Raw genomic sequence first — 25,453 nt, 5'->3', positions numbered from 1 at the left:
TACAATAATATACAGCAAGAATATTTGATGCGCAAAATAGAAATATTAGATTTAATAGAGAACTATTATGCTTTATTACCTACAAGTTAAAAATTATGCAATAAATTAAATAATTTTTTTTAAAAAAGTATTGCATAATTTAGAATGCTTGCTATAATAATAAATGTACTTAAGAGGTTGTTAAAACCAAATTGAATAGTATTGTTCCGAAGTAGCTCAGTTGGTAGTAGCACCTGACTGTTAATCAGGTTGTCGCAGGTTCGAGTCCTGCCTTCGGAGCCATTTTTTTGCCCTTTTTTAACTACATATTATATTTAAAAAGAAATTATTTTAAAAAAGGCTTGCATCATATTGAAAATGATGTTAATATAAATCTTGTCTTGTTTGAGACATAATAAATGGCCCCTTGGTCAAGCGGTTAAGACACCGCCCTTTCACGGCGGTAACACGGGTTCGAATCCCGTAGGGGTCACCATTTTCTAAGCATCGTAGTAATGCAAAGGCTTAAAAAGATAAATAAACTGTGAAGAAAAAAACACCTGTTTCTATGGAGGATTAGCTCAGCTGGGAGAGCATCTGCCTTACAAGCAGAGGGTCGGCGGTTCGAGCCCGTCATCCTCCACCATATAGTGTTTTTTCGGAGGGGTAGCGAAGTGGCTAAACGCGGCGGACTGTAAATCCGCTCCTTAGGGTTCGGCGGTTCGAATCCGTCCCCCTCCACCAGTTTTATTTATATGAATGGGGTATAGCCAAGCGGTAAGGCAACGGATTTTGATTCCGTCATGCCCTGGTTCGAATCCAGGTACCCCAGCCATTTTTCTTTTATGAGCCATTAGCTCAGTTGGTAGAGCATCTGACTTTTAATCAGAGGGTCGAAGGTTCGAGTCCTTCATGGCTCACTTTTCTATAATTCAAATTCAAAAGTGTAACATTAACTACAGATACTAATCTCTTGCTGAAAACAGCAGGAGATTTTTTTTTGTTATTTTAAAATGTATAAATATACGTATTTCTGTTAGGTTGAGCCAAGTACATTGTAGGCTTTACAATAGTCTTATTAAGAATAGGGGGTATAAAATAATGAATAAACATCAAGTATCAATTATTGGAGTTCCAACAGATTACGGTCAAACACGAAGAGGGGTTGATATGGGGCCAAGTGCAATCCGTTATGCGGGTGTTGTTGAGCGATTAGAGGCAATTGGTCACAAGGTAGTGGATCAGGGAGATATTCTTGTTAGTCAAGTACAAGAGAGTAAGGAAATTGATAAACAGCTATTAAATTTAGAAGAAGTTGTAGATGTTAGTACGTCATTAGCAAATCAAGTACATGAAGCATTAGAACAGAAAAAATTCCCGCTTGTTTTTGGTGGGGATCATAGTATTGCAATCGGTACACTTGCAGGACTTGGTGAGCATTTTAAAAACTTAGGTGTTATTTGGTTTGATGCACATGCGGATCTTAATACACCAGAAACTACTCCATCTGGTAATATCCATGGTATGCCACTTGCTGTTAGCATTGGCTTAGGTCATGAGCGCCTTGTGCAAATTCGTAATTTTGCACCAAAAGTTAAACCTGAAAATGTAATTATAATTGGAGCGCGTTCAGTAGATCCTGGTGAACGTGAGCTAATTCGCCAGCAAGGGATTAAAGTATATACAATGCATGAAGTAGATCGCCTTGGAATGACGCGTGTAATGGAAGATGCTATTGCTTATTTAAAAGAACGTAACGTAGATGGCTTACATTTATCGTTAGACTTAGATGGTCTAGATCCACTTTATACACCAGGAGTAGGTACGCCAGTGCCTGGTGGCATAACATACCGAGAAAGCCATTTAGCGATGGAAATGCTACAAGAATCAGGCATGCTAACATCTGCTGAATTTGTTGAGGTAAATCCAATACTAGATGAAAAAAATAAAACTGCAGATGTCGCTGTCGCATTAATCGGTTCTTTATTCGGTGAGACACTAGTTTAATTCCAAATTGTGAAAATATTGTTTATCACCACATTGGATAAAAATCTTTTGTTATAATTGAATATAAATTGAAACTTTTCTTATAGTCGGGCCGTATAGTATAAGACAGTTGTAAAGGTGGAGAAGTAAACACAATGGATGCGTTAGTAAATAAGAGAATAAAACAAGTGCTTAAAGGCGATCAAAACGCATTTGCCGATATTGTGAGTCTCTATCAGCACAAACTGTACCAAGTATGCTACCGAATGTTAGGAAACAAGCAAGAATCTGAGGATATTGCACAAGAAGCGTTTGTTCGTGCATATATGAATTTGCATACTTTTGATCAAAAAAGAAAATTTTCGACGTGGCTTTATCGCATCGCGACGAACCTCTGTATAGACCGTATTAGAAAGAAAAAGCCGGATTATTATTTAGATGCGGAGGTAGCTGGTACAGAAGGGCTGGATATGTATTCACAAATTGCAGCAGACGACCAGCTACCAGAAGAGCAGTTAGAGCAGATGGAGCTACAAGATCGCATTCAATATGAGATTGGACGTTTGCCGGATAAATATCGTTCAGTTATAGTATTGAAATATATTGAAGAATTATCGTTACAAGAAATTAGTGAAATTTTGGATATGCCTCTTGGGACAGTGAAAACGAGGATTCACCGCGGACGTGAAGCATTACGAAAGCAATTAAACAATCTGTAGGAGGGGGAGCATCATGAATATTTGTCCAGAGCATATTATAGATTATATGCATGATTACTTAGACGGTGACATTAGTCGTGAGCATGAACAAGAGTTGAAACAACATTTGCATTCATGCGGTGATTGCAAGCAATTAATGCAAGAATTGAGTGAGACGATCGCCTTTGTGAAGAGTGCTTCCCATATTACAGCACCTCCAGATTTTGAAGCTGCGGTGATGGCTCGTTTACCGAAACCAAAAAGTCGTGTAGGTATGCAAAAATGGATTCGCCGTCACCCGTTATTTGTTGCGGCAGCAGTCTTCTGTTTATTTATGAGTGCTACTTTATTGGGGAACTTTATGGATGATCAGCATTTCTCTGTTACCAAACAACCAAACCTAGTTGTAGAGGGACAAACGGTTATAGTGCCAAAAGGTGAAGTTGTTAAAGGCGATATTGTCGTAAAAAATGGCGACTTAATTGTTGAGGGTGAAGTAGATGGCGATGTAACGATTATTAATGGCCAGTATATGGCATCTTCCGCAGTCGTTTCAGGTAAGATAGAGGAAATAGACGAAGCGTTTGAATGGCTATGGTATACTATCAAAAATTCCGTTAAGGCTGCAATGACATTTGAGGAAAAAGAAACTAAATAGAACTCTATACGTCCTACATGGTAGTGCACGGGAGAGGATGAAAAGTCTACTCATATGGGTAGACTTTTCTTTTGAAAAAAGTTACATTTGAAAAGAATGTGCTATACTTAAATGTATATGGATTCGCAATGAAAAGTGGGGGATGCCACGTGCAAATTATCGAACAATTCACGGATTTAACACCAGTGAATATTGTTATTAACTTCATAGATGTACTGCTCGTTTGGTACGTTGTTTATAAAATTTTAACCCTCATTAAAGGGACGAAAGCTGTCCAATTATTAAAAGGCATTTTCGTCATTATTATTGCACGCATTGCAACAGACTTTTTGGGGTTAGAAACATTAGGATGGATGCTTAAGCAAGTAATCGAGTTTGGTTTCTTGGCGATCATTATCATCTTCCAGCCTGAAATCAGACGTGGTCTTGAGCAAATTGGTCGAGGCAAGTTGTTCCAACGTTCAACAAGCCAAGAAGAAGAAGAGCAAACTAGACTGATTGAGGCAATGAAGAAATCTGTTAGTTATATGGCTAAACGTCGTATTGGTGCGTTAATTTCTATTGAAAAAGACACAGGCCTGAATGAATATATTGAAACGGGTATTGCTTTAAATGCAGAAGTTTCATCTGAATTACTTATTAATATTTTCATACCGAATACACCACTTCATGATGGGGCTGTCATTATGCAGAAAGATAAGGTAACAGCAGCGGCTTGTTACTTACCACTTTCTGAAAGTCCGTTTATTTCGAAAGAACTAGGAACACGACATCGTGCCGCTCTTGGGCTTAGTGAGGTAACAGACGCGATTACGATTGTTGTATCCGAGGAAACGGGAGCGATTAGTATTACGTTAAACGGTAATCTACATCGCAATCTTTCTCTAGAGGAATTCGAAACACTGTTACGTAAAATGTGGTTCGGATCAGCGCAAGAATCGAATGCAGCCTCTAAGTTGACTTGGAGGGGGAAAAAGAATGGATAAAATGATGGATAGCCCTTGGGTATTGCGAATCATTGCGCTTTTTCTAGCGTGCTTATTATTTTTCTCTGTTCGGACTGAATTATCTTCTACTAATAAATCGGCAACGAATGAACAGATGGAAGTGATTCGAGACGTACCCGTAGAGGTTTATTATGATGACGATAATCTTATTGTAACGGGGATTCCGAAAACAGTTAATGTTACGATTAAAGGACCAAAACAAATTGCTTTAAATACAAAGTTAGTGAAGGATTTCTCAATATTTGTTGACTTAAATGACTTATTAATTGGTCAACATAATGTGCAACTTCAATATGAGAATATATCTGATAAGTTGCAAGTGACACTTGACCCAGCAACAGTGAATGTAAATATTGAGGAAAAAGTCACACAAGAGTTCCGTGTCGATCCTGAAATGAATAACCGTTTAATTGATGAAGGATATTATCTAAAAGGGATGTCTGCCAACCCAGCGACAGTATTTGTAACAGGTGCAAAAAGTGTAATTGAGAGCATTAGTTATGTGAAAGCAACTGTAACGGGTGAACAAGGTTTGAAACAGTCCTTCTCTCAAGAAGCGGCAGTTAAAGTGTTAGATCGGGATTTGAATAAATTAGATGTGACGATAGAACCAGAAAAAGTAAAAGTACGGGTAGATATTGCAGAATATAGCAAAGAACTACCAGTCTCGATAAAGGAAACAGGTAAAGCAGCAGAAGGTATTACTATAAACCAATTAACCCTTGGTACGCCTGCACTGAAGCTATATGGGAAAAAATCAATTATTGATGTTTTAACCGAAATACCTGTTGAGATTGATTTATCAAAAATTACCGAATCAAAAACGTATGAATTTGAGGTAAAATTACCAGATGGTGCGACTAAAGTTTCTGAACAAAAAATTAAAATTAAAGCAGATGTTACAAAGGTAGGTAAAGCAGCCGACAAGGAAGACAAGGTGGATAAGGTAGATAAAGAAACACCTACAAATGCTGAAACAAAACCTGAAGAGACAAAACCTGAAGAACCAAATCCTGATTCTGGTACAGAAGAAGATATTGATTCTTAAACAATAACTGACTATAATTTTAACTTGATTCATTAGAGATTTCCTGTCTCAACAAATCGTGCTTTCTAGCATATTTAAAAATGCTAACAAACAAGTGTGGCCCAGGCTAGCATGAGCGCAAGAGCAATTTTATTAGCTTAAACGAACAATGCCTGAGTACGAAAAGCTTGGAGCCATAGAGCCTCTGAAAGATAGTTAGAGAGGCCTAACTACTACTACATGAATGAAAAAGACTTTTCCAAAAGTAAGCAGACGAGCCGTCCGATTGTCCGCAGGAAACAAGCATGATGCGGTCGTCTTGCATTGAAGGAGAGAACAATTAAAATGGGTAAATATTTTGGAACAGATGGCGTCCGTGGCGTCGCGAATAGTGAATTAACACCGGAATTTGCATTTAAACTAGGCCGCGTAGGTGGCTATGTTTTAACGAAGGATGCAACAGGGCGTCCAAAGGTATTAATTGGTCGTGACACACGTATTTCAGGCGAAATGCTTGAAGGTGCACTAGTAGCTGGACTATTGTCAATCGGCGTAGAGGTAATGCGTCTTGGTGTCATTTCAACACCAGGTGTAGCTTATCTTTCCCGAATTATGAGTGCAGATGCAGGCGTCATGATTTCAGCTTCACATAACCCAGTTGCCGATAATGGCATTAAATTTTTCGGTCCAGATGGTTTCAAACTAACTGATGCACAAGAAGCAGAAATCGAAGCAATTCTTGATGCACCAGAAGATACATTACCACGTCCAATTGGTGCAGATTTAGGTATTGTAAGTGACTATTTCGAAGGTGGACAAAAGTATATCCAATACTTAAAGCAAACGGTAGATGAAGAATTTGATGGCATTCATGTAGCACTAGATTGCGCACATGGTGCAACATCATCACTTGCGACTCATTTATTCGCTGACTTAGAAGCAGACATTTCTACAATGGGTGCTTCACCAACTGGTCTTAACATTAATGACGGTGTTGGCTCAACACATCCAGAGGGTCTTGCAGCTTTTGTGACTGAAAAGGGTGCGGATGTTGGTTTAGCATTTGATGGTGATGGAGACCGCCTAATCGCAGTAGATGAAAAAGGTAAAATCGTTGATGGTGACCAAATTATGTTTATCATTGGTAAGCACTTAAATGCAGTCGGTCGTTTGAAAAAACAAACGATTGTCTCTACGGTGATGAGTAATATGGGCTTCTACAAGGCTGTTGAAGAAAACGAGATGCACAGTGTACAAACTGCTGTAGGTGATCGTTACGTTGTAGAAGAAATGCGTGCCAATGAATACAACCTAGGTGGCGAGCAATCAGGCCATATTGTTTTCTTAGATTTCAATACAACAGGTGATGGCCTGTTAACAGGTATTCAACTTGTCAATATTATGAAGGCTACTGGGAAAAAACTATCGGAGCTTGCAGCAGAAATGACGATTTTCCCACAACGTTTAGTCAATGTACGTGTAACAGACAAGCATGCAGTGACAGAAAATGCAAAAGTTGCAGCCGTAATTGCGGAAGTGGAAACAGAAATGGCTGGTAACGGTCGCATTTTAGTTCGCCCTTCTGGTACAGAGCCACTAGTTCGTGTTATGGTGGAAGCAGCTACTGAAGCGGACTGTGAACGTTATGTAGAACGTATTGCAAATGTAGTACGTACGGAAATGGGTTTAACTGAATAATAGTTAGTTCACTCGATCTCTCAAATAATGAGAGATTGAGTTTTTTTATGTTTGAAATAGATAAGGGAGGGAACAATACTATTGAGTCACAATAACAACAAGGGGTGTTTTATTGAATATGGCTAAAATAGCAACAGTAATAACAGATATGTTTGAAGATGTAGAGTACACAAGTCCTAAGGAAGCGTTAGAAGCAGCAGGTCATGAGCTAGTCACAATTGATACTGAGGCAGGAAAAGAAGTAAAAGGTAAACATGGAGAACAAGTAAAAATCGATAAAGGTATTGATGAAGTCAAAGCTTCAGAATTCGATGCATTGTTCATTCCAGGTGGCTTTTCACCAGATATCTTACGTGCAGATGATCGTATTGTAGCCTTTGTCAAAACGTTTATGGACGACATGAAGCCAACCTTTGCAATTTGTCACGGACCACAGCTTCTAATTACAGCGAAGACGCTAAACGGGCGTGATGCGACAGGTTATAAGTCTATTCAGGTGGACTTAGAAAATGCAGGTGCTAATTTCCATGACGAAGAAGTATTTGTTTGTCAAAAGCAATTAGTCACAAGTCGTACACCGAAAGACTTACCAGCATTTAATCGAGAAATTGTGAAATTACTTGCAAGTAAAGAGAGTTAATTATAAGGCCCTCTAAGCACTTATAACGTAAGATGCAACATGTAATCCATGTTGTGTCTTACGTTTTATGCTGCTTTATAAAATTACGCGTTTAATCTATATACGCATAATGCTTATTTTTTACGTCTTTGCGCTAAAATTCGTCTTAAAAAAAGAGGAAAAGAAGAAGTTTTTATAACGAAAATTTGACGAATAGCATATGATTGAGTATTATGGAGAAGCTGACGGCTTGGTTAAACCATGTCCGCTTAGCAAGTGCAAAAGGAGGAAAGATTGCACATAAATCGGAAAACAATTATAGCGCCTGAGCTGAGGAAATTGGACGAAGACATCTTCAGCAGACGAGGTGGAGGTTTATCGAAAATTCGGCGGATGCCTCCCGATCGACATACCCGATTGTCATTTTTCATTTTGAAAGCATTTAAGTGATTGAATGTACAGAAAATGGAGAAGGTATAAGTAAAGCAATAGATAAATAGGAAAACTTCACATATCGAAGCGAAGCACTATTTTAGATGGCTAAAATAGTACGAGGATGTGCGCGCATAAGTATGCTTATTTTTGAGATGAAAATAAGTGGTACGGTTTACGCCCACTGAAAAAATTTCGATAGGCTGAGGTCTAGTTTGTCATTGCGTCAATATGACAATATCGGAGGAAAAGTAATTATGTGTGGAATTGTAGGATATATTGGTGAATCAGATGCAAAGGAAATTTTATTAAAAGGGTTAGAGAAACTGGAATACCGCGGCTATGACTCAGCAGGTATTGCTGTGCGCAATGAAGAGGGCGTAACGATCTTCAAAGAAAAAGGTCGTATTGCTGACTTACGTGAGGCAGTAGACGAGGAAGTTGCGGCAAAAGTTGGGATTGGTCATACACGTTGGGCAACTCATGGTGTCCCAAACCGTTTAAACGCTCACCCTCATCAAAGTACATCAGGTCGTTTTACGATTGTGCATAATGGTGTTATCGAAAACTATCATTTATTACAAAAAACATATTTAAAAGGCATTCCTATGAAGTCTGACACAGATACAGAAGTTATCGTGCAGTTAGTGGAGCTATTTGTGAAAGATGGTCTGCAAACAGCAGATGCATTCCGCAAAACATTATCACTATTACACGGTTCTTATGCACTTGCATTGTTAGATGCTGAAGTGGCAGACACAATTTTCGTAGCGAAAAACAAATCACCACTTCTTGTAGGTGTAGGTGAAGGCTTTAACGTAGTTGCGTCAGACGCAATGGCAATGCTACAAGTGACAGACCAATTTGTGGAATTACACGATAAGGAAGTTGTAATCGTACACAAAGGCAGTGTTGAAATTACAAAATTAGACGGCACAGTAGTAGAGCGTGCACCATATACAGCAGAGCTTGATATGAGCGATATTGAAAAAGGTACGTACCCTCACTATATGTTAAAGGAAATGGATGAACAGCCAACAGTTATCCGTAAAATCATCCAAGCATACGAAGGCGAAAATGGCGATTTAACAATTGATGCAGACATTTTACAAGCATTGCAAGCTGCAGATCGTTTATACATTATCGCTGCTGGCACAAGCTATCATGCAGGTTTAATCGGTAAACAATACTTTGAGAAAATGGCAGGCATTCCTGTTGAAGTTCATATTTCAAGTGAATTCGGCTACAATATGCCATTACTATCAGAAAAACCGCTATTCATTTTCATTACACAATCAGGTGAAACAGCGGATAGCCGCCAAGTGCTTGTGAAAATTAAAGAGCTAGGCTACCCAACATTAACAATTACGAACGTACCTGGTTCTACGCTATCACGCGAAGCAGACCATACGCTATTATTACACGCAGGTCCAGAAATCGCGGTAGCTTCTACAAAAGCATATGTAGCTCAAGTAGCAGTACTTGCAGTAACAGCATATGTGACAGCAAAAGCAAGTGGTAAAGGGTTAGAATTTGATTTGAAACAGGAACTTGCAATTGCAGCAAACGGTATTCAAACAATTATCGATTCAAAAGATGTGTTAGAAGATATAGCAGAAGACTATTTGAAAATTGCACGCAATGCGTTCTTCATCGGTCGTAACATTGATTTCTGCGTAAGTCTTGAAGGTGCTTTAAAACTTAAAGAAATCTCATATATTCAAGCAGAGGGCTTTGCAGGTGGCGAACTAAAACACGGTACAATTGCCTTAATTGAAGAAGGAACACCAGTATTCGCCCTTGTCACACAGGAAGCGGTAGCATTAAATATTCGCGGCAATGTGAAAGAGGTAGCTGCACGTGGCGCTTACCCATGTATTATCGCAATGGCTGGCGTAGATGAAGACGGCGACCGTCTAATCATCCCGCATGTCAATGAATACTTAACACCACTCGTTTCAGTAGTGCCATTACAGTTGATTAGCTACTATGCGGCATTACACCGTCGCTGCGACGTTGATAAACCTCGTAACTTGGCGAAATCAGTAACTGTGGAGTAAGGCTAGAGCGTTATTATGGTTGTTGATTAAAGATCCTGCTATGTATGCAGGATCTTTTTTTTATTCCACATTAGGGCCATTTAATTGAATGAAGAAATATAATGAAAAAGCCCCTTCAGACTAGTTTGAAGGGACTTTCCTATATAATTAGTGCATAATGCTAAAACCAAAATGATTATTTGTATTTTTTGGCTAGAGATTCACTGCCAATTGCCCCAATGATCGTCATGAAAAACGGTATAATTTGAAATAACAAAGAACTTTGTAAGAACACGATGTTTAAATCAAATAATTTATTACCTATTACAATGACTATTTTAGTTAGTATGAATAAAAATCCAATTATTAGAAGAATATCAAAAAACACTTTCCACCGTGGATAGACTAATTTTTGACTGTCTTTTATGAGTTTCTCTCTCAAAGAATTATCCCCCTTTACTAATTCATCAAGAGTAATATCAAATATGTCACTTAACTTAATTAACAATTCAATACTAGGGTAACTTTCTCCACGTTCCCATTTGGAAACAGATTGTCTACTAATATTAAGTTTTTCTCCAAGCTGTTGTTGTGACATATTATGCTTTTGACGTTCTTCTTTTATTTTTGAAGAAAAATACATATGATCAACTCCTATCCACAGTATATTTAATTGCACTAAAAAACGAAAGAACCGCATCGTTGCAAGGGTGTAAACTATTAGTTTCCCCTAGGGAACGGCATTTATTATTGTTTATAGTCCTGCATTTACCTGTTGATTATTGATAAAGAGGGATTTAACAGACTTTAAGTAAAGTACTAAAGTGGCAGTTTAGTCTGTGACTTTTATGGGGTTTTCTTAATTATAAAAGTTCTATTGTTATCCCGCTATGAGCGAAATTTTGTAATAACTGATAGGAAATCTAGATTTTGAGAAGTAATGCATTTAAGCAAAGTCGGAAATAAATAAAGTAAAGTGAATATTAGGCACCATGATTTTAACTTTGATGCCTTTTTTAAATTGAGTTTATGTTTTAGTTATGCCATTATAGGCTGCGATTCTTTGTATCTTCCTTCATTAATATGTCATTTAATGAAATAAAAAAAATTATGACGTATAGGTACCCTACATAATTGTGCACGAATTATCGGACGGGTACATTCAATCCCTGCTATTCTTTTGATAAAGGAGGTCATCACATAAATGGATTTGCTTAAAAACATGAATGGAGCATTAAAATATATTGAAGAAAATCTTACGAATGAAATGGACTTCAAAGAAGTAGCTAGGATAGCTTTCTGCTCCGAATACCATTTCAAAAGGATGTTTTCCTTTCTTGCAGGTATTTCACTATCGGAATACATTCGTCGCAGAAGGCTTTCTCTTGCAGCATTTGAGCTTATAGATAGTAGCGTAAAGGTTATTGATATTGCAATAAAATACGGGTATAACTCACCTGATTCTTTTACACGAGCTTTTCAGAATTTGCATGGGATAACACCGTCAGAAGCTAGAAATAATGGCCATTCACTTAAAGCTTACCCACCAATGACCTTCCAATTGTCAATCAAAGGAGGAAATGAAATGAACTATCGTATTGAAGAAAAGGAAGCATTTCGCATTGTGGGTATTAAAAAAAGAGTGCCTATTATTTTCAGCGGGGTTAATCAAGAAATTGCTACAATGTGGGAAAGTTTAGATGATGAAACGATAAATAAACTAAAAAGCCTTTCTAATGTTACACCTTTAGGACTAATTAGTGCCTCCACGAACTTTTCTGAAGGCAGAATGGAGGAAAAAGGAGAGCTTGATCACTATATTGGAGTAGCTACAACAAAAGGATGTCAAAATAACCTTGTGCAACTTGAAGTTCCTGCCTCAACTTGGGCTATTTTCGAAGCAATCGGACCATTTCCAGATACGCTACAAGATGTGTGGGGGCGCATTTATTCAGAATGGTTTCCATCCTCAAACTATGAACAAATAGAAGGTCCAGAAATTCTATGGAATGAACATAAAAATGTAACCTCACGAACTTTCAAGAGTGAAATATGGATACCAGTTTTAAAAAGTAATAAGAATTCTAATTAAAATTTTAAATCATTAAGTGAATTTTCGTTTAACTTTTAGATAAGAGGAAGCTACATTTTGTTTACTTTTTTATATTAGTTGAGAGAAAGATTCTTATTCATCAATCGGCGCGATTCTGTAATAAGCATGAACTTGAACGGTATATTGAAAATACAAACGTATAAAGAAGAAATTAAAAAGATTGAGCTCGGTACAATACCGAGACCGAGTTCAATCCTTCATAACTGCTTAACTTAATAATGTCTAAATTTTGGGTGACCTTTCAAAAAAGAATGTGCACTCATATTTCATATAAGAGTCATCCTTCAGTAGGGAAAATAGGTATTAAACATGAAAAATAAACAGCTACATGTTTTCTAGTATATTTTTTATAGGCTTTTGAAGTACGTCTATAATGGCAGCGATGATAGCTGTTACTAAAATTCCTATTAGACCAAGGGCTATCGGACCTGCTGCGTCTTCACCCGTGAACATAGCAAAAATCCTTAGGTAAATTATTAATAACAAAATGAAGATAATAATTGTAAAAGCACACTTTTTAATAACCTTCAGGGATTTAATGGATAACTCAGAAATAGCATTGTTTATATTGATATAACTTAATAGTTTATATATTTGATACAACGCAACAAAAAACGTAATGCATACTCCATAGGCACATATTAACAATGGATATATCGAGTAATCTCCTGGACGTACTTTCGCATCACGTATAGCTGCTTGAGGTAACCAATATACACACACAGCAAGTACCGCAACTCCAATTAGAAAAGCAATGGTCTTTAAGAAAAAAATTGAACTTAGTTTAACATTCATTTGAAGCACCTCACTGATTTAATAATAAAATAATTAAATACGATATTAGTCTATTTTTTATCGTTTATCAATATATTTATTTTGCTTTTCATTAAATTATTATTGTTATTCAAAAGTTTGTTTAATAATCATATAGGAATCGTACTTCAGTCAGGGGGTGCTGCAAAATCAGATGTGATTGGCGCGAGAGATTTAATTTTATTTCAAGCCATATTGTGGCGTATATTAAAAGCCCGATAATTTATAAAAAAGTTTAATCTAATTACTTTTATAAGATGGTCTATGAATAGGCAATTTTCGCAGAACACAAAAAGAGTTAGTAGTGGTGAATATTTTGTGGTTACCTATTTGAGGTATATTTGCAATTGTATTTGGTATGTTTTAGGATATGTATAATAGTAGATATTCTTGGGAGGGCTGTAAAATGCTTGAATTACGGAAAATAAGCGGGGATAACATAGATGAAGTAATGGCACTGAGAGTGGGAGAAAATCAGAAAGACTTTATAGAAACGACTAACCTTAAAAGCTTTGGAGACGCTCATATGTTGAATGATGACGGGATACCAGCGACTCCCATTGCCATTTATGCAGATGGCGTTGCGGTTGGATTTTTGATGTACATTTACGATACGATGGATCATGAATCATTTGAAAATGAGGTTTTTTACGGAAAGAAGAGCTATTTTATTTGGCATATGATGATTGATGAAAGTTATCAGGGGAAAGGATATGGCAAACTAGCCTTTGAAAAAATGTTGATGGAAATTGAAACTTTGCCAGATGGTGAAGCAGAATATGTAGCTCTCTTTTATCGAACAAATAATATCATAGCTAAAACATTATACGTTTCATTTGGTTTCGTAGATACGGGAATCATTCAGGATAATTCGATGTTGGCGATTAAAAATCTAGAGGTCGAGTGTGATGCTTAAAATATTTAACATTACTTATAAAAACAACAACGGAATGATGTGAAATATCGCTTCTTTCCTGTTGCCCAGTTTTCTTTCAAATTGTAAATTTAATATTTTAAAGTAGAGGCATTTCTTTGTATTAGGAAATGCTTTTTAAATTTTATCTCAAGTCTGTGTAAGAACTATTTATTACATAATGATAAACAATCTATATTTATTGTAAAACAATAAATTTTATGTTAAATTTATTTTGTCATTACATAACTGAGGTGCTTAATATGAATATTAAACGAGGCTCAACTACTTTTTTAAAGGTATTTCTTTTTCTGGCTGGAATTGCAGTTCTTGCTCTATGTATATTTTTAGTGCCCCGAATAGCGAATTTCGCATCAACTTTGTATCCAAATATTGCACTGATGAAATATCTCATTTTCATTGTAATGTATGGAGCAGCAGTCCCTTTTTACTTTGCGCTCTATCAGACATTTAATCTTTTACGGTACATTGAGGAGAACACGGCGTTCTCAGATTTATCGGTAAAGGCGTTAAAAAACATTAAATACTGCGCAGTGACAATTAGTGGTTTTTATATAGTAGGTATGCCGCTTTTTTCGTTTATAGCGAAGAAAGTTGACCCTCCTGTTGGATTTATAGGACTTATTATCATATTTGCTTCGTTCGTTATCGCTGTTTTTGCTGCTATCCTCCAACGACTTCTACAAGAAGCGATTAACATAAAATCAGAAAATGATTTAACGGTCTGAGGTGAATGATATGGCGATTATTATTAATATTGACGTAATGTTAGCAAAGCGGAAAATGAGCGTCACGGAGCTTTCAGAGAAGGTTGGGATCACTATGGCGAATCTTTCTATACTGAAAAATGGGAAGGCAAAAGCAGTTCGATTTTCTACACTAGAAGCGATATGTAAGACTTTAGATTGTCAGCCTGGAGATATTTTGGAGTATAAAAGCGATGAAGATATACAATGAAAACAGGCAATAAATTTTCATGAACAGTTGTTGATAGAAATGCTAAAGGATAGCTACATTGTATTCTTTTATAAAATAAGCTATAAAGAGTAATCTCTTTATAGCTTATTTATTCGTTATTTATGCTCGTTCAATAGTTGAGTGGCTGGCTTTAAAAAGAACCAAACAATTAACAAAGTTATTAGTGCTAATATAAAAGTCCCCATATAAATGTAATGTACACTAGAAGCTAATGCCTCCTGGGAATCAGTTATTACATTTGTTGTCGTTCCTCCATGTGCGCCAGAGGAAACAAGATCAAGGTGTTGAATACCATGTGCATGGATCATCGTGTTGAACAGCGCTCCGAAAACTGCAGCTCCTAATGTTTGGCTAAACGTATTGATAAATGTATTTAAGCCAATTGCTGTACCGCGCGTTTGATTGGAAACAGCCGTTTGAATCGTTACCATGTAAATAGGTGATACAAGCCCCATACCTAATCCGAATAATCCGACGCCAACATAAATAAGGAAGGCTTGTGAATCTGCGGACAATGTAAATAATGTAAAGGCAGCTACTGATAGAACGCTAACCCCAATGAGAATGATCTGTTTCGTATTTAAGCGTCCAACTAATTTACCTGAAAAAATAGTCCCAACTGTCCACATAACAGGCAGTGGCATTAAAATGAGCCCTGCATCTGTTGCATTTTTCCCTAATACACCTTGGCTCCAAATTGGCAGATACATTGTAATACTAATAAGCATTGCACCTGAAATTAGTGTGAGTATATTAATAGTAGATAATGTTCGGTTAGAGAACAGTGCTAGCGGAATTAATGGCTCTGGAGATTTCTTCTCAATAAATAAGAAAATAATGAATGACACAACGGCAAAGATTAATAGACCGATAATGGTCATGTCTCCCCAGTTGTTCTTACTGCTACCAGTTAATAATGCATATAGTAGAGCAATTGCACTTAAAGAGAAGACAGTCGCACCAAGATAGTCGATATGATGCTTAGCAGGCTTAATAGATTCTTTGTAATAAATGACTATCATTATACAAGCGATAATGCCAAAAGGAACATTTAAAAAGAATATATAACGCCAAGAAAGAGAATCAACTAAAAATCCGCCTACTAATGGTCCGATAACACCAGAAATACCCCAAACGGCACTAATCCACCCCTGTGCTTTTGCACGGTCCTTCACTTCGCTATATAAGTCACCGATAATGGTCATTGTAATTGGCATAATAGCGCCTGCTCCTAGACCTTGAAGGGCACGGAAGATAATAAGCTGTTCCATTGAAGTCACGACACCGCAAAGAGCAGAGCCGACTAAAAATATTGTAGCCCCAATAAGTAAAACTTTTTTTCGACCGAATAAATCCGCTAGTTTCCCGTATATAGGCGTCGAAACGGCTGTAGCAAGCATATAAATGGCATATACCCAGCTAACAAGTTCAACACCTGATAAATCACTTGTTATACGGGGGATTGCTGTACTAATAATTGTTCCTTCTACAGCAGAAAGGAATGTCATTAACATTAATGACACTATAACTTTTTTTCTCATAAATTACCTCTATACTTCCATCTAGTTAAATTTCTTCCATATATAACTTACATTTAAATCTGCCAAATAACAAATCTAGTTTCCTAGTATGTCATACTGGAGGCTGCTAAAATTGTAGATAAAATGCAAAGAAAATCTAAGTCTAAAGGAAAACACGCGTATTTTCAATATGAGAATGAACGATTATTTTAATTCTCTTTGCTTAAATCGTCTTTTTGATCTGAATAGGTTTTAATAAAAAACCCATCGGTCTCTGACCATTCTGCATACAAAATATCTTGAATAATGGGATAGCCTTCCTTTTGCAATTCAGTATAAAGCCATTCTTTTGATTTGCCTGTATATCTTAAAATTTCTTCGTTAATTGCTCCATCATCTACAAATAGAAAATTAATTGAATCATCTTTTGGCTCTAAATTGAGCATTGCTGGTGTGACCGCATCGAATTTAGCATATTTTTTTAAGCTAACTGTACCACCTGGTTCCAAGTACAAATCACATACTTCTCGCAAAGAGAAGACTCCGTGTTGCCGTAGCATAATTCGTAATTGCTCCATCTCTAAGTGATTGGCTTCCAGTTCTTTTAAGTTGAATTCACCATCTCTAATGAGGATAGAAGATTCACCTTTCAGAAGAGCTCTTATTTTATCATAGCGTTGTGATACATTTTCGATGATAAACAGCATGACGCCCCATACAAAAACCGCAAACCAGACATGAAGCGGTGAAATTTTGTTATCATAGATGCTTTCTTCTAATATGCCACCAAGAACAATGGAATAAATAAAATCAAAGGGGGTGAGCTGTGATATTTCTTTTTTGCCCAACAAGCGCGTTACAAGTAATAAAGCAATAAACCCAAAAAATAACTTCAATCCAATATTCATATATGTCATAAAATCAACTCCTCTGTACTAAATTTTTTTAAGCAAAATAAGGATACGAATACCGTACCCCATCTAGTCATAGTCCAGTTCATTGCATAAGCGCCTATAGTGCGCATACAAATGGTTCTGGTTGTTCGTATTAACTTCTAGCAAACACCGAAGTATTGATTAACGCTTTGCCCATCTTCCTCTCATATTATAGGTAGTGTTCTATACCCAATCTGCGGAAATATTCAACCTCTGAAGCGGAGCATTAAAGCCATCATTTTAAATTCATTTTTAGCAATCGTTTACCAAATATTAATAAGGTATAATATCCATATAATTTAGGTTTTTTAAAATAACTAAATAGCAAAGGAAGAAATTATGAGGATTGAAAAGGGAACGGAACACGATCTTGAAGAAATTGAATCTTTATATAATGATTTAAATGATTACCTTGAGGCCCATATAAATTACCCAGGATGGAAAAAAGGGGTCTATCCAATAAAAGAAACTGCACAAAATGGCATACAGGAAGGCAATTTATATGTGTTGCAAGAAGGGGATCATATTGTGGGCACTGTCATCTTAAGACATGAACAAGAAGCAGCTTATTCTACAGCGAATTGGCATAATAATTTCGATGATGAAGACATATTGGTAGTAAATACTTTTGCTGTACATCCTACATATCTTAATAAAGGGCTTGGAACAAGACTTATGGATTTTATTATTCAACATAGTAAAGAAATGGACATAAAAGCTATTCGTTTGGATGTATATGAAAAAAATAAACCAGCGATTAAACTTTATAGAAAATATGGATTTGACTATATTGATACGATTGATTTGGGATACAGCGAATATGGTTTAGATAAATTTGAACTTTATCAAAAACTACTCTAAATCCAAGTTTTAACGAGCAGTTAGCTATACAGAGTAACTGCTTTTTTCTTTTTAAAGTAATTTAACAATGCAATCTGCGTGCACCTATTATTTTTGACTAAAGTCAGTATTAATAGAAAATAATGAATTGACAAAAAACATCAATTGATTTAAAGTAACGAATAATCGAATGGAGGAGATTATATGTCGATTTTAAATCGTCTACTGTCCACAACTACACATCATCATATCCATTAGTTTTGCTATCTTTATTAATTTTTTAATAATGAATAGGAAGACTATTTCCCATGAAATCGTATAACTAAGCCGAAGTTGGAGCTTATGTTGATACGGTTTTTTTATTTTAAAAAAAACGAAGGAGTGAAGATGATGAAGAAAATGGATTATCAAAATGTTAGAGGAACACAAGATTATTTACCTGAGCAAGAGTGTATTCGTCGTAAAATTCGCCGTACATTAGAAGATACGTTTATTGCATACGGGTGTAAACCACTCGAAACACCTATTTTAAACTATACAAGTTTAATGGCATCTAAATATGCGGGGGGTGCTGAAATTTTACAAGAGATGTATGTGCTATCAGATCGTGGAGAGCGTGAACTGGCACTACGCTATGATTTAACGATTCCATTTGCAAAAGTAATAGCGATGAATCCTACATTACCGATGCCATTTAAACGTTATGAAATAGGCAAAGTGTTTCGAGACGGTCCGATTAAGGCGGGAAGATTTCGTGAGTTTACACAATGTGACGTAGATATTGTAGGGGTGGATTCACAAGCAGCAGAGGCAGAATTGATGATAATGGCTTTAGATGCTTTTGAAAAGTTGGAACAAAATGTTGTGATTCAATATAACAACCGCAAGTTATTAGTAGGCTTACTTAGTATTTTCGGTGTAAATGCCGATGCCCAAAGTCGAGTAATTTTAATACTAGATAAAATTGAGAAAGTCGGGAATGCTGCTGTTCTAACGGAGTTAAAGGAATTAGGCTTAGACGCATTGGTACTAAAAAATATCGAAGATTTTTTATTGGATAATAGCAAAACTACACTTGCTTATTTTGCTCAATATAAGGAACCCTCCATTCAAGAAGGTTTAGCAGAAATGCTAGAACTAGAACGATACTTAAATATGCTGGGCATTTCGCAAAGTTGTTTATTTAATCCCTTACTAGCGCGCGGGCTAGAAATTTATACAGGTACGATTTATGAAATTTTCGTAAGCGATGGCCTTATGACATCGAGTATTGGAAGTGGAGGACGCTATGACAATGCAATTGGTGGCCTGTTGGGAGGAACAGAAAGGTTTGCCACGGTAGGAATTTCATTTGGTTTGGACGTTATATTTACTGCCATGATGTTGGGCGAACGAAAGAAACAGGAAACATTCGTTGATATTTATATTATTCCAATAAATACAGTAGCGGAGTCTCTTGTATTAGCAAGGGAATTGCGGAAAGCGTATCGTGTAGAAGTAGAGCTTAATGGAAAAAAAGTAAGAAAAGCAATGGATAAAGCGAATCGAGATAACACTCCCTTCGTCATTGTGTTAGGAGAGGAAGAAGTGAAGCAAAATCAATATGTTATAAAGAACATGGATACTGGAGAGACCTCTATTGAAAAATTTGTTTTCAATTCATACATTTAATATTTCTTCAATAACAGACGTAAGGGGAGACATGATGGAAATTCGTATTTTAAATAAATCAGATGCTCAGTTGTATCAAGAGGTGCGATTAAGTGCATTACAAATTAATCCAGAGGCATTTGGTTCAACCTATGAGCGTGAAGTAAACTTTTCATTGGATACCGTCGCAGAGCGATTAGAAACAACGAACGATAAATTTGTTCTTGGTGCTTTTAATGAAAACAATTTGTTAGTTGGAATCGTAACTTTTATGCGCGAAAGCAATATGAAAACAAGTCATAAAGGAAATGTTTTCGGCATGTATGTAGCACCAGAAGGTAGAGGGCAGGGAGTAGGGAAATTACTTATGCGTAAGCTTATAGACAGGGCAAAAAGTTGTGAAGGGTTGGAGCAAATTAAGTTAACGGTTGTCTCTGACAATATATCAGCAAAAAAATTATATATGTCTTTAGGCTTTAAAGTGTACGGAGTAGAACGGAATGCCCTTAAATTTAATGGACAGTATTGTGACGAGGATTTGATGGTTTTACATATGTAGGTGCTCCAAAAATGAGCTGAATGATTCCTTGAAGTACTTTGCTCTAAAGTATAGAGCAGCAGGAAAATGAAATACTAGATTCTTTTTTTAGTTTTGTAGTCATTTACTATAATAGAGCTATTTTTATACAACAAAGGGGGAGGATGAGTTGCAACTCTTTTTAGAGAACATAAAAGATCTATCTTTTTTAATCATATTACTTTCTAGTTTTATTTATCATAGGCAGCTTAAACTAACGAAATGGAAAAGGAAGCTGTCGAAGGGTGAAATGGTAATGTATGTACTCACATCCATAGCAATTCCGATTTATGGGATTATTTATTTGGCACAGCTTTTTGGGACGTGAAAGGTAGAATATTTATGCTTTTGCTGGTTGTGAGGGAAACAAGCACACAGATAGTGCACTCTATTGGCTTATAGTTTCACTCACTCCCTATAAAAGGGTACATTTCAACAAACAGAAGCATAGGATACTTTTATAATCTGTGAGAGGATTGAGAAAATGTACTATGTGCCTTATTATGTAAATGTTCCAATGTATAGCTACGGTAATCAGCCTATGCACTTGCCTGTTCCTTATGAGGCAGTCCTTCCTAATCAAGCAGGCTATGGTAATCATAAGCAATTGACTACCGATTTTGGAAAAAAACCTTTTGTGGTTGATATGGAAGAGGCAACTAAGCTTAATAATACGTACCGTACAGCTATTTGGTCAGGGGATCATTTGCAAATAACGGTTATGAGCCTCCATGTTGGGGAGGATATTGGTTTAGAAATGCATCCAGATGTTGATCAGTTTTTATATATAGAACAAGGGCAAGGGGTTACTCAAATGGGGAGTAGTAAAGATAATTTAACCTTTGCTAGAAATGTCTATGATGATTATGCCATCGTCATACCTGCTGGAACATGGCACAATGTAACCAATATAGGAAATGAGCCATTAAAGCTATTTTCGATTTATGCTCCTCCTAACCATCCATTTGGAACAGTTCATACTACAAAAGCAGATGCAATGGCTGCGGAAGCGGGTTATGGTCATTAGCAAATGATAGATATTTAATGATAGGCAAAGTTGTTGAAGCAACTTTGCTTTTTTATATGCTATGAAAAATCAATTTTAGCAGAGTGATTGACGAAACAAAAAATACCGTGTTATAATTATCTCGAATTCAAGATAAATTAATTCGAGATATTAACGTAGGTTTACAAATTGTTTCTTGTTAGAAGTTTGAAGTAACACATTCTTAGAAATTATTACAAGAGAAAGCAAATTATTTGCAGAGGAGAATTGTCATTATGAGCAAACATACAGAAGGTATTCACCATATTACAGCTATTGTTGGGCATCCACAGGAAAATGTTGATTTTTATGCAGGAATTTTAGGTTTACGATTAGTCAAACAAACGGTCAATTTTGACGACCCAGAAACATATCATCTTTACTTTGGTAACAGTGCTGGGAAACCAGGTACCATTATTACATTTTTCCCTTGGGCAAATGCTTATAAAGGACGAATCGGTGATGGACAAGTTGGCGTTACAACATATGTGGTACCAGAAGGGGCATTGCCTTTTTGGATTAATCGTCTTGCGAAATTTTCTATTCCATTCAAAAAAGCTGAACGCTTTGGCGAACAAGTCGTGCAATTTGATGATCCGCATGGACTTCATCTTGAATTAGTTGCACGTGCAGAAGGCGAATTGAATAATTGGACAATTGGCGAGGTTACGCAAGAGGTTGCAATAAAAGGGTTTGGTGGAGCAACACTTTATTCAAGTCGTCCTCAAGAAACAGAAAAGGTATTAACAGAGGTAATGGGGCTTGAAAAAATCGCAGCAGAAGGGGAATATGCCCGCTTTAAATCAAGCGCCGATATTGGAAATATGATTGATTTAAAAACGGTACCTGGCATACGTGGTCAAATGGGTGTTGGAACAGTTCACCATATTGCTTGGCGCGCAAAGGATAATACAGATCACTTAGAATGGCAAGAGTATGTAATGAATCAGGGACAACATGTAACAGAAGTAAAAGATCGTAATTATTTTAATGCGATTTATTTCCGTGAAGCAGGGGAAATTTTATTTGAAATTGCGACAGACCCTCCAGGATTCGCACATGACGAAACAGCTGAAACAATGGGTAGTCAATTAATGTTACCATTGCAGTATGAGCCACATCGTGAACAGTTGGAAAGAACATTAATACCAATCAAAGTTCGTTCGGTTGATTGATAAAAAGGGGGGATGGAACTTTTGATTTCGATTGATCCTAAGAAAAATACAGAGCGTGAAAACTATAAATTATTAACTGGTAGTATTATTCCGAGACCGATTGCTTTTGTGACGACAAAGTCAGAGCAAGGTGTTATAAATGGCGCACCGTTTAGTTATTTTAATATCGTATCATCTAACCCGCCGATGATTTCTTTAGCCATTCAAAGATCAAAAGGGTACTTAAAAGATACTGCTCGTCATATTCAGTATCAAGGGCAATTTGTTGTGCATATTGTAGATGAAGATAATGTTAGCCAGGTTAATGAAACAGCGGCTGCTCTGCCTGTAACTGAGAGTGAAATTGAAAAGGCCAACTTGAGTCTTATAGACAGTCATTGTATTAATGTACCTGGTGTTAAAGAGGCGAAAGTTCGGATGGAGTGTCGCTTAGTACAGACAATCCCTTTACTGAATGGGGAGGAGCGGACAGGCGATTTATTTATCGGCGAAGTCGTACATTTTCATTTAGACGACACGATTTATTTTGATGGCAAGATTAATCCAAGAGCACTAAAGGCTGTTAGCAGGCTTGCAGGATCGAGTTATGCAAAAATAGGAGAGCTTTTTGAAATAGAACGTCCTAATTAATCAGAATGAAAATTTGGACAAAAAAATATGCTTGTGAATGGAGTGTACGAGAAATCGACGGGTCTCCATTCATGAGCTATTCTTCTCCTTGAACGGATATGTTCAAGGTCCATTTAACCTCGGTTATTGCATTTCCTGGCATGCCCAAGCATCAATCTCCACCTTGAATACTGGCGCAGCAAGTGCTACTACATACAACATCGTCATACATGGGACGTGATCGCCAAAAAAGTCAGTCATCACTTTTTTTCTTTCTGTTAAGTCGAAATCCCCAACTAAGTAAAAAACTACTTTTGTTAGATCATCAACAGTCATGCTAGCACTTTCGAGATTTTTTTTAATATTGTTAAGTGCTAACTTCAATTGAGCTATTGGATTTTCAGGCACAGTGCCGTCAACTTCCATTCCTATTTGTCCTGATAATGTTAGCCATTTATTGGGCCCTGTAATTTCTATTTGGTGTACGTATGGTGCAACAGGTTGATGAACTTCCTTGGGATTTCTTGAGATTTTCATTTAATCAATCCTTATCTGGTCATATTTAGTGAAATTTCTAAAATATCGTACGAAAATTAACATAAAACCATTAATTTGATGCTGTTTACAAAAGAAGTTACTTTGGATATCGCAGTTTATAGGGTTATAATAGAAGTAATAAAAATAAGGCTTTAACGCTGGTATAGCTTTCAATACACTATGATTAATTGTATTGTCTTTCATTTTAATTTGAAAAGTGTAAAAAATCTATTATATATAGATTTACTTCTTGAATTAGGAATTGTTATGAGTAAGAAAACATCCTATTGTTATATTTTATAGAGTAATAGAAATACTCTTCTAGACAGAGATTTTTTCCAGTAGCTCAAATAATGACATGAAAATTATATATATTGATAACTACTATTTTGTCTGCTTGCTTTATAATATCCTATTTTGTAAGTAGGCAGTTGAGGCGGAGCCGTTTTGTGGAAGGAGCGAATGCATGAGTAATTTTTTTCGAAGTAATGGATTTAAACGTTTTATTATTCTAGCGGGAATCGCTGTTGCATTATATTTAATGCGCAGTATGATTAACCTTATTCTTCTCACATTCATTATGACCTACTTAATGAATGAGCTCTCTACTAAGGCGACTAAAGAGTTTAGACGTATTGCGCCAATCAATGAAAAAGCGATGATAGTTACGCTGTATTTATTACTTGTTGCTGGGATCATTGCTGTTATTTATAAGTATTTGCCTGTTGTGACCCAACAGATAACACAGCTGTTTGATTTAATTGCAGCCTTTAATCTCAATCCGAATGATAATGAGATTGCGAGATATTTAGCCCCAACATTTGAGAAGATTGAACTCGGTAAATATTTGGAGCAAGGTGTAGACATTACACTTAAAAATTTAACGAACATTGGTAAGGTCATTTTGCACGTTTTCATCGCCCTTATTTTGAGTTTGTTCATTCTTCTGGAGAAGAAGCGAATTATTGAATTCACTGCAAAATTTAAAGATAGTAAAATTGGTCCGCTTTACGATGAGTTAACGTATTTCTCTAAAATATTTATTCGTTCTTTTGGTAAAGTGATTGAAGCACAATTTATCATTGCTGCGGTCAATTGTGTTTTATCTGTTATAGCGCTCTCGATCATGGGCTTCCCACATTTAATTGCACTCGGAATAATGCTTTTCATTTTAGGTTTAATTCCTGTAGCAGGGGTTATTATTTCATTAGTTCCGTTGAGCATTATCGCTTATAGTATTGGTGGCCCGATGTACATTGTCTACATTCTTATTATTGTAGTGGTGCTACATGCTATCGAGGCATATTTCCTAAATCCAAAGCTCATGTCTGCTAAAACGAATCTCCCTATTTTTTATACATTTATTGTGATCCTTTTCTCAGAGCAATTTCTTGGGGTATGGGGACTCATTATCGGGATTCCGTTATTTATGTTCTTGCTCGATGTTCTAGGTGTAACATCCACCGAGGGAGAACCTAAACAATCTGTAGCTATAAAAGTAAATAAGTAAATTAAAAAAGGAAGCATCGCTCTAGGCGCATGCTTCCTTTTTAGGGTGCCAGGCACTCAAACAATTTCTATATG

General features: G+C 36.5%; 24 protein-coding genes and 6 tRNA genes. 25 read left to right on the top strand and 5 right to left on the bottom strand.

Annotation, left to right across the window (positions count from 1 at the left end):
• The first annotated feature begins 205 nt into the window (after positions 1-205).
• The 14 genes from FH508_RS22710 to glmS all read left to right on the top strand — a co-directional run bounded on the left by FH508_RS22710 (position 206) and on the right by glmS (position 10,164).
• Positions 206-282, top strand: a tRNA-Asn gene (locus FH508_RS22710).
• Between the two features lie 118 nt (positions 283-400).
• Positions 401-475: transfer RNA gene (locus tag FH508_RS22705), tRNA-Glu, on the top strand.
• Between the two features lie 74 nt (positions 476-549).
• A tRNA-Val gene (locus tag FH508_RS22700) sits at positions 550-625 on the top strand.
• Positions 626-639: 14 nt separating this feature from the next.
• Positions 640-723, top strand: a tRNA-Tyr gene (locus FH508_RS22695).
• 16 nt (positions 724-739) lie between these two features.
• Positions 740-814: transfer RNA gene (locus FH508_RS22690), tRNA-Gln, on the top strand.
• Between the two features lie 12 nt (positions 815-826).
• Positions 827-899: transfer RNA gene (locus FH508_RS22685), tRNA-Lys, on the top strand.
• Positions 900-1,080: 181 nt separating this feature from the next.
• A complete protein-coding gene (gene rocF / locus FH508_RS22680) occupies positions 1,081-1,986 on the top strand; it encodes an arginase (RefSeq protein WP_173479280.1) in 906 nt (301 codons plus the stop codon).
• A gap of 134 nt (positions 1,987-2,120) precedes the next feature.
• Positions 2,121-2,684, top strand: a complete 564-nt coding sequence (gene sigW, locus FH508_RS22675) for an RNA polymerase sigma factor SigW (protein WP_004225410.1) — start codon at positions 2,121-2,123, stop codon at positions 2,682-2,684.
• Positions 2,685-2,697: 13 nt separating this feature from the next.
• Complete coding sequence (locus tag FH508_RS22670; protein ID WP_173479281.1) at positions 2,698-3,321, top strand: zf-HC2 domain-containing protein; 624 nt, start codon at positions 2,698-2,700, stop codon at positions 3,319-3,321.
• A 149-nt stretch (positions 3,322-3,470) separates the two neighbouring features.
• Positions 3,471-4,307 (top strand): diadenylate cyclase CdaA, encoded by an 837-nt coding sequence (gene cdaA, locus FH508_RS22665; RefSeq protein ID WP_173479282.1) that lies wholly within the window; start codon positions 3,471-3,473, stop codon positions 4,305-4,307.
• The gene (locus FH508_RS22660) at positions 4,300-5,376 is read left to right on the top strand and encodes a CdaR family protein (protein ID WP_173479283.1); all 1,077 of its coding nucleotides are present in this window, start codon (positions 4,300-4,302) and stop codon (positions 5,374-5,376) included. Before cdaA ends, FH508_RS22660 begins: the two co-directional genes overlap by 8 nt.
• Before the next feature lie 324 nt (positions 5,377-5,700).
• Positions 5,701-7,053 (top strand): phosphoglucosamine mutase, encoded by a 1,353-nt coding sequence (gene glmM / locus FH508_RS22655; protein WP_173479284.1) that lies wholly within the window; start codon positions 5,701-5,703, stop codon positions 7,051-7,053.
• A 118-nt stretch (positions 7,054-7,171) separates the two neighbouring features.
• Complete coding sequence (locus tag FH508_RS22650) at positions 7,172-7,693, top strand: type 1 glutamine amidotransferase domain-containing protein (protein ID WP_139859488.1); 522 nt, start codon at positions 7,172-7,174, stop codon at positions 7,691-7,693.
• Positions 7,694-8,361: 668 nt separating this feature from the next.
• Positions 8,362-10,164 (top strand): glutamine--fructose-6-phosphate transaminase (isomerizing), encoded by a 1,803-nt coding sequence (gene glmS / locus FH508_RS22645; RefSeq protein WP_139859490.1) that lies wholly within the window; start codon positions 8,362-8,364, stop codon positions 10,162-10,164.
• A gap of 175 nt (positions 10,165-10,339) precedes the next feature.
• Here glmS and FH508_RS22640 read toward each other — a convergent pair whose 3' ends face one another.
• Positions 10,340-10,786 carry a helix-turn-helix domain-containing protein gene (locus FH508_RS22640; RefSeq protein ID WP_139859492.1) on the bottom strand — a complete coding sequence of 149 codons (447 nt, stop codon included), beginning with the start codon at positions 10,784-10,786 and terminating at the stop codon, positions 10,340-10,342.
• Positions 10,787-11,347: 561 nt separating this feature from the next.
• Here FH508_RS22640 and FH508_RS22635 point away from each other — a divergent pair.
• Positions 11,348-12,235 carry an AraC family transcriptional regulator gene (locus tag FH508_RS22635; protein WP_139859494.1) on the top strand — a complete coding sequence of 296 codons (888 nt, stop codon included), beginning with the start codon at positions 11,348-11,350 and terminating at the stop codon, positions 12,233-12,235.
• 345 nt (positions 12,236-12,580) lie between these two features.
• Here FH508_RS22635 and FH508_RS22630 read toward each other — a convergent pair whose 3' ends face one another.
• Entirely contained in the window at positions 12,581-13,051 is a 471-nt protein-coding gene (locus tag FH508_RS22630; RefSeq protein WP_139859496.1) for a DUF2975 domain-containing protein, read from the bottom strand.
• 424 nt (positions 13,052-13,475) lie between these two features.
• On the opposite strand from FH508_RS22630, the gene FH508_RS22625 reads away from it, so the two are divergent.
• The 3 genes from FH508_RS22625 (at position 13,476) to FH508_RS22615 (ending at position 14,960) form a co-directional block, all read left to right on the top strand.
• Complete coding sequence (locus FH508_RS22625; RefSeq protein ID WP_173479285.1) at positions 13,476-13,985, top strand: GNAT family N-acetyltransferase; 510 nt, start codon at positions 13,476-13,478, stop codon at positions 13,983-13,985.
• 260 nt (positions 13,986-14,245) lie between these two features.
• On the top strand, positions 14,246-14,731 hold the full coding sequence (locus FH508_RS22620) for a DUF2975 domain-containing protein (protein WP_173479286.1): 486 nt from the start codon (positions 14,246-14,248) through the stop codon (positions 14,729-14,731).
• Between the two features lie 10 nt (positions 14,732-14,741).
• Positions 14,742-14,960, top strand: a complete 219-nt coding sequence (locus FH508_RS22615) for a helix-turn-helix domain-containing protein (RefSeq protein WP_173479287.1) — start codon at positions 14,742-14,744, stop codon at positions 14,958-14,960.
• A gap of 116 nt (positions 14,961-15,076) precedes the next feature.
• On the opposite strand, the gene FH508_RS22610 is transcribed toward FH508_RS22615, so the two are convergent.
• Both FH508_RS22610 and FH508_RS22605 read right to left on the bottom strand, forming a co-directional pair.
• Complete coding sequence (locus FH508_RS22610) at positions 15,077-16,522, bottom strand: MDR family MFS transporter (protein WP_173479288.1); 1,446 nt, start codon at positions 16,520-16,522, stop codon at positions 15,077-15,079.
• 188 nt (positions 16,523-16,710) lie between these two features.
• Positions 16,711-17,418 carry a DUF421 domain-containing protein gene (locus tag FH508_RS22605; RefSeq protein WP_173479289.1) on the bottom strand — a complete coding sequence of 236 codons (708 nt, stop codon included), beginning with the start codon at positions 17,416-17,418 and terminating at the stop codon, positions 16,711-16,713.
• Between the two features lie 357 nt (positions 17,419-17,775).
• Here FH508_RS22605 and FH508_RS22600 point away from each other — a divergent pair, with 357 nt between their 5' ends.
• From FH508_RS22600 to FH508_RS22575, 6 genes are all read left to right on the top strand, one after another.
• Entirely contained in the window at positions 17,776-18,297 is a 522-nt protein-coding gene (locus FH508_RS22600; protein ID WP_139859892.1) for a GNAT family N-acetyltransferase, read from the top strand.
• 369 nt (positions 18,298-18,666) lie between these two features.
• A complete protein-coding gene (locus tag FH508_RS22595) occupies positions 18,667-19,947 on the top strand; it encodes a histidine--tRNA ligase (protein ID WP_139859895.1) in 1,281 nt (426 codons plus the stop codon).
• Positions 19,916-20,485: a GNAT family N-acetyltransferase gene (locus tag FH508_RS22590; protein ID WP_370635697.1), complete on the top strand. Its 570-nt coding sequence runs from the start codon at positions 19,916-19,918 to the stop codon at positions 20,483-20,485. Before FH508_RS22595 ends, FH508_RS22590 begins: the two co-directional genes overlap by 32 nt.
• Positions 20,486-20,987: 502 nt before the next feature.
• Complete coding sequence (locus FH508_RS22585; RefSeq protein ID WP_139859888.1) at positions 20,988-21,530, top strand: cupin domain-containing protein; 543 nt, start codon at positions 20,988-20,990, stop codon at positions 21,528-21,530.
• A 254-nt stretch (positions 21,531-21,784) separates the two neighbouring features.
• Positions 21,785-22,723 (top strand): ring-cleaving dioxygenase, encoded by a 939-nt coding sequence (locus FH508_RS22580; protein WP_173479290.1) that lies wholly within the window; start codon positions 21,785-21,787, stop codon positions 22,721-22,723.
• Between the two features lie 21 nt (positions 22,724-22,744).
• Entirely contained in the window at positions 22,745-23,353 is a 609-nt protein-coding gene (locus FH508_RS22575; RefSeq protein WP_173479411.1) for a flavin reductase family protein, read from the top strand.
• A gap of 123 nt (positions 23,354-23,476) precedes the next feature.
• On the opposite strand, the gene FH508_RS22570 is transcribed toward FH508_RS22575, so the two are convergent.
• Positions 23,477-23,869: a RidA family protein gene (locus tag FH508_RS22570; RefSeq protein ID WP_173479291.1), complete on the bottom strand. Its 393-nt coding sequence runs from the start codon at positions 23,867-23,869 to the stop codon at positions 23,477-23,479.
• A 466-nt stretch (positions 23,870-24,335) separates the two neighbouring features.
• On the opposite strand from FH508_RS22570, the gene FH508_RS22565 reads away from it, so the two are divergent.
• Positions 24,336-25,379 (top strand): AI-2E family transporter, encoded by a 1,044-nt coding sequence (locus FH508_RS22565; protein WP_173479292.1) that lies wholly within the window; start codon positions 24,336-24,338, stop codon positions 25,377-25,379.
• The last annotated feature ends 74 nt before the right edge of the window (positions 25,380-25,453 follow it).

Origin of the sequence: Lysinibacillus sp. CD3-6, from assembly GCF_006351725.2 — a bacterium.
GTDB lineage: Bacteria > Bacillota > Bacilli > Bacillales_A > Planococcaceae > Lysinibacillus.
The sequence above is the reverse complement of the archived record's forward strand: the minus strand, read 5'-3'. Positions and strand labels throughout refer to the sequence as shown.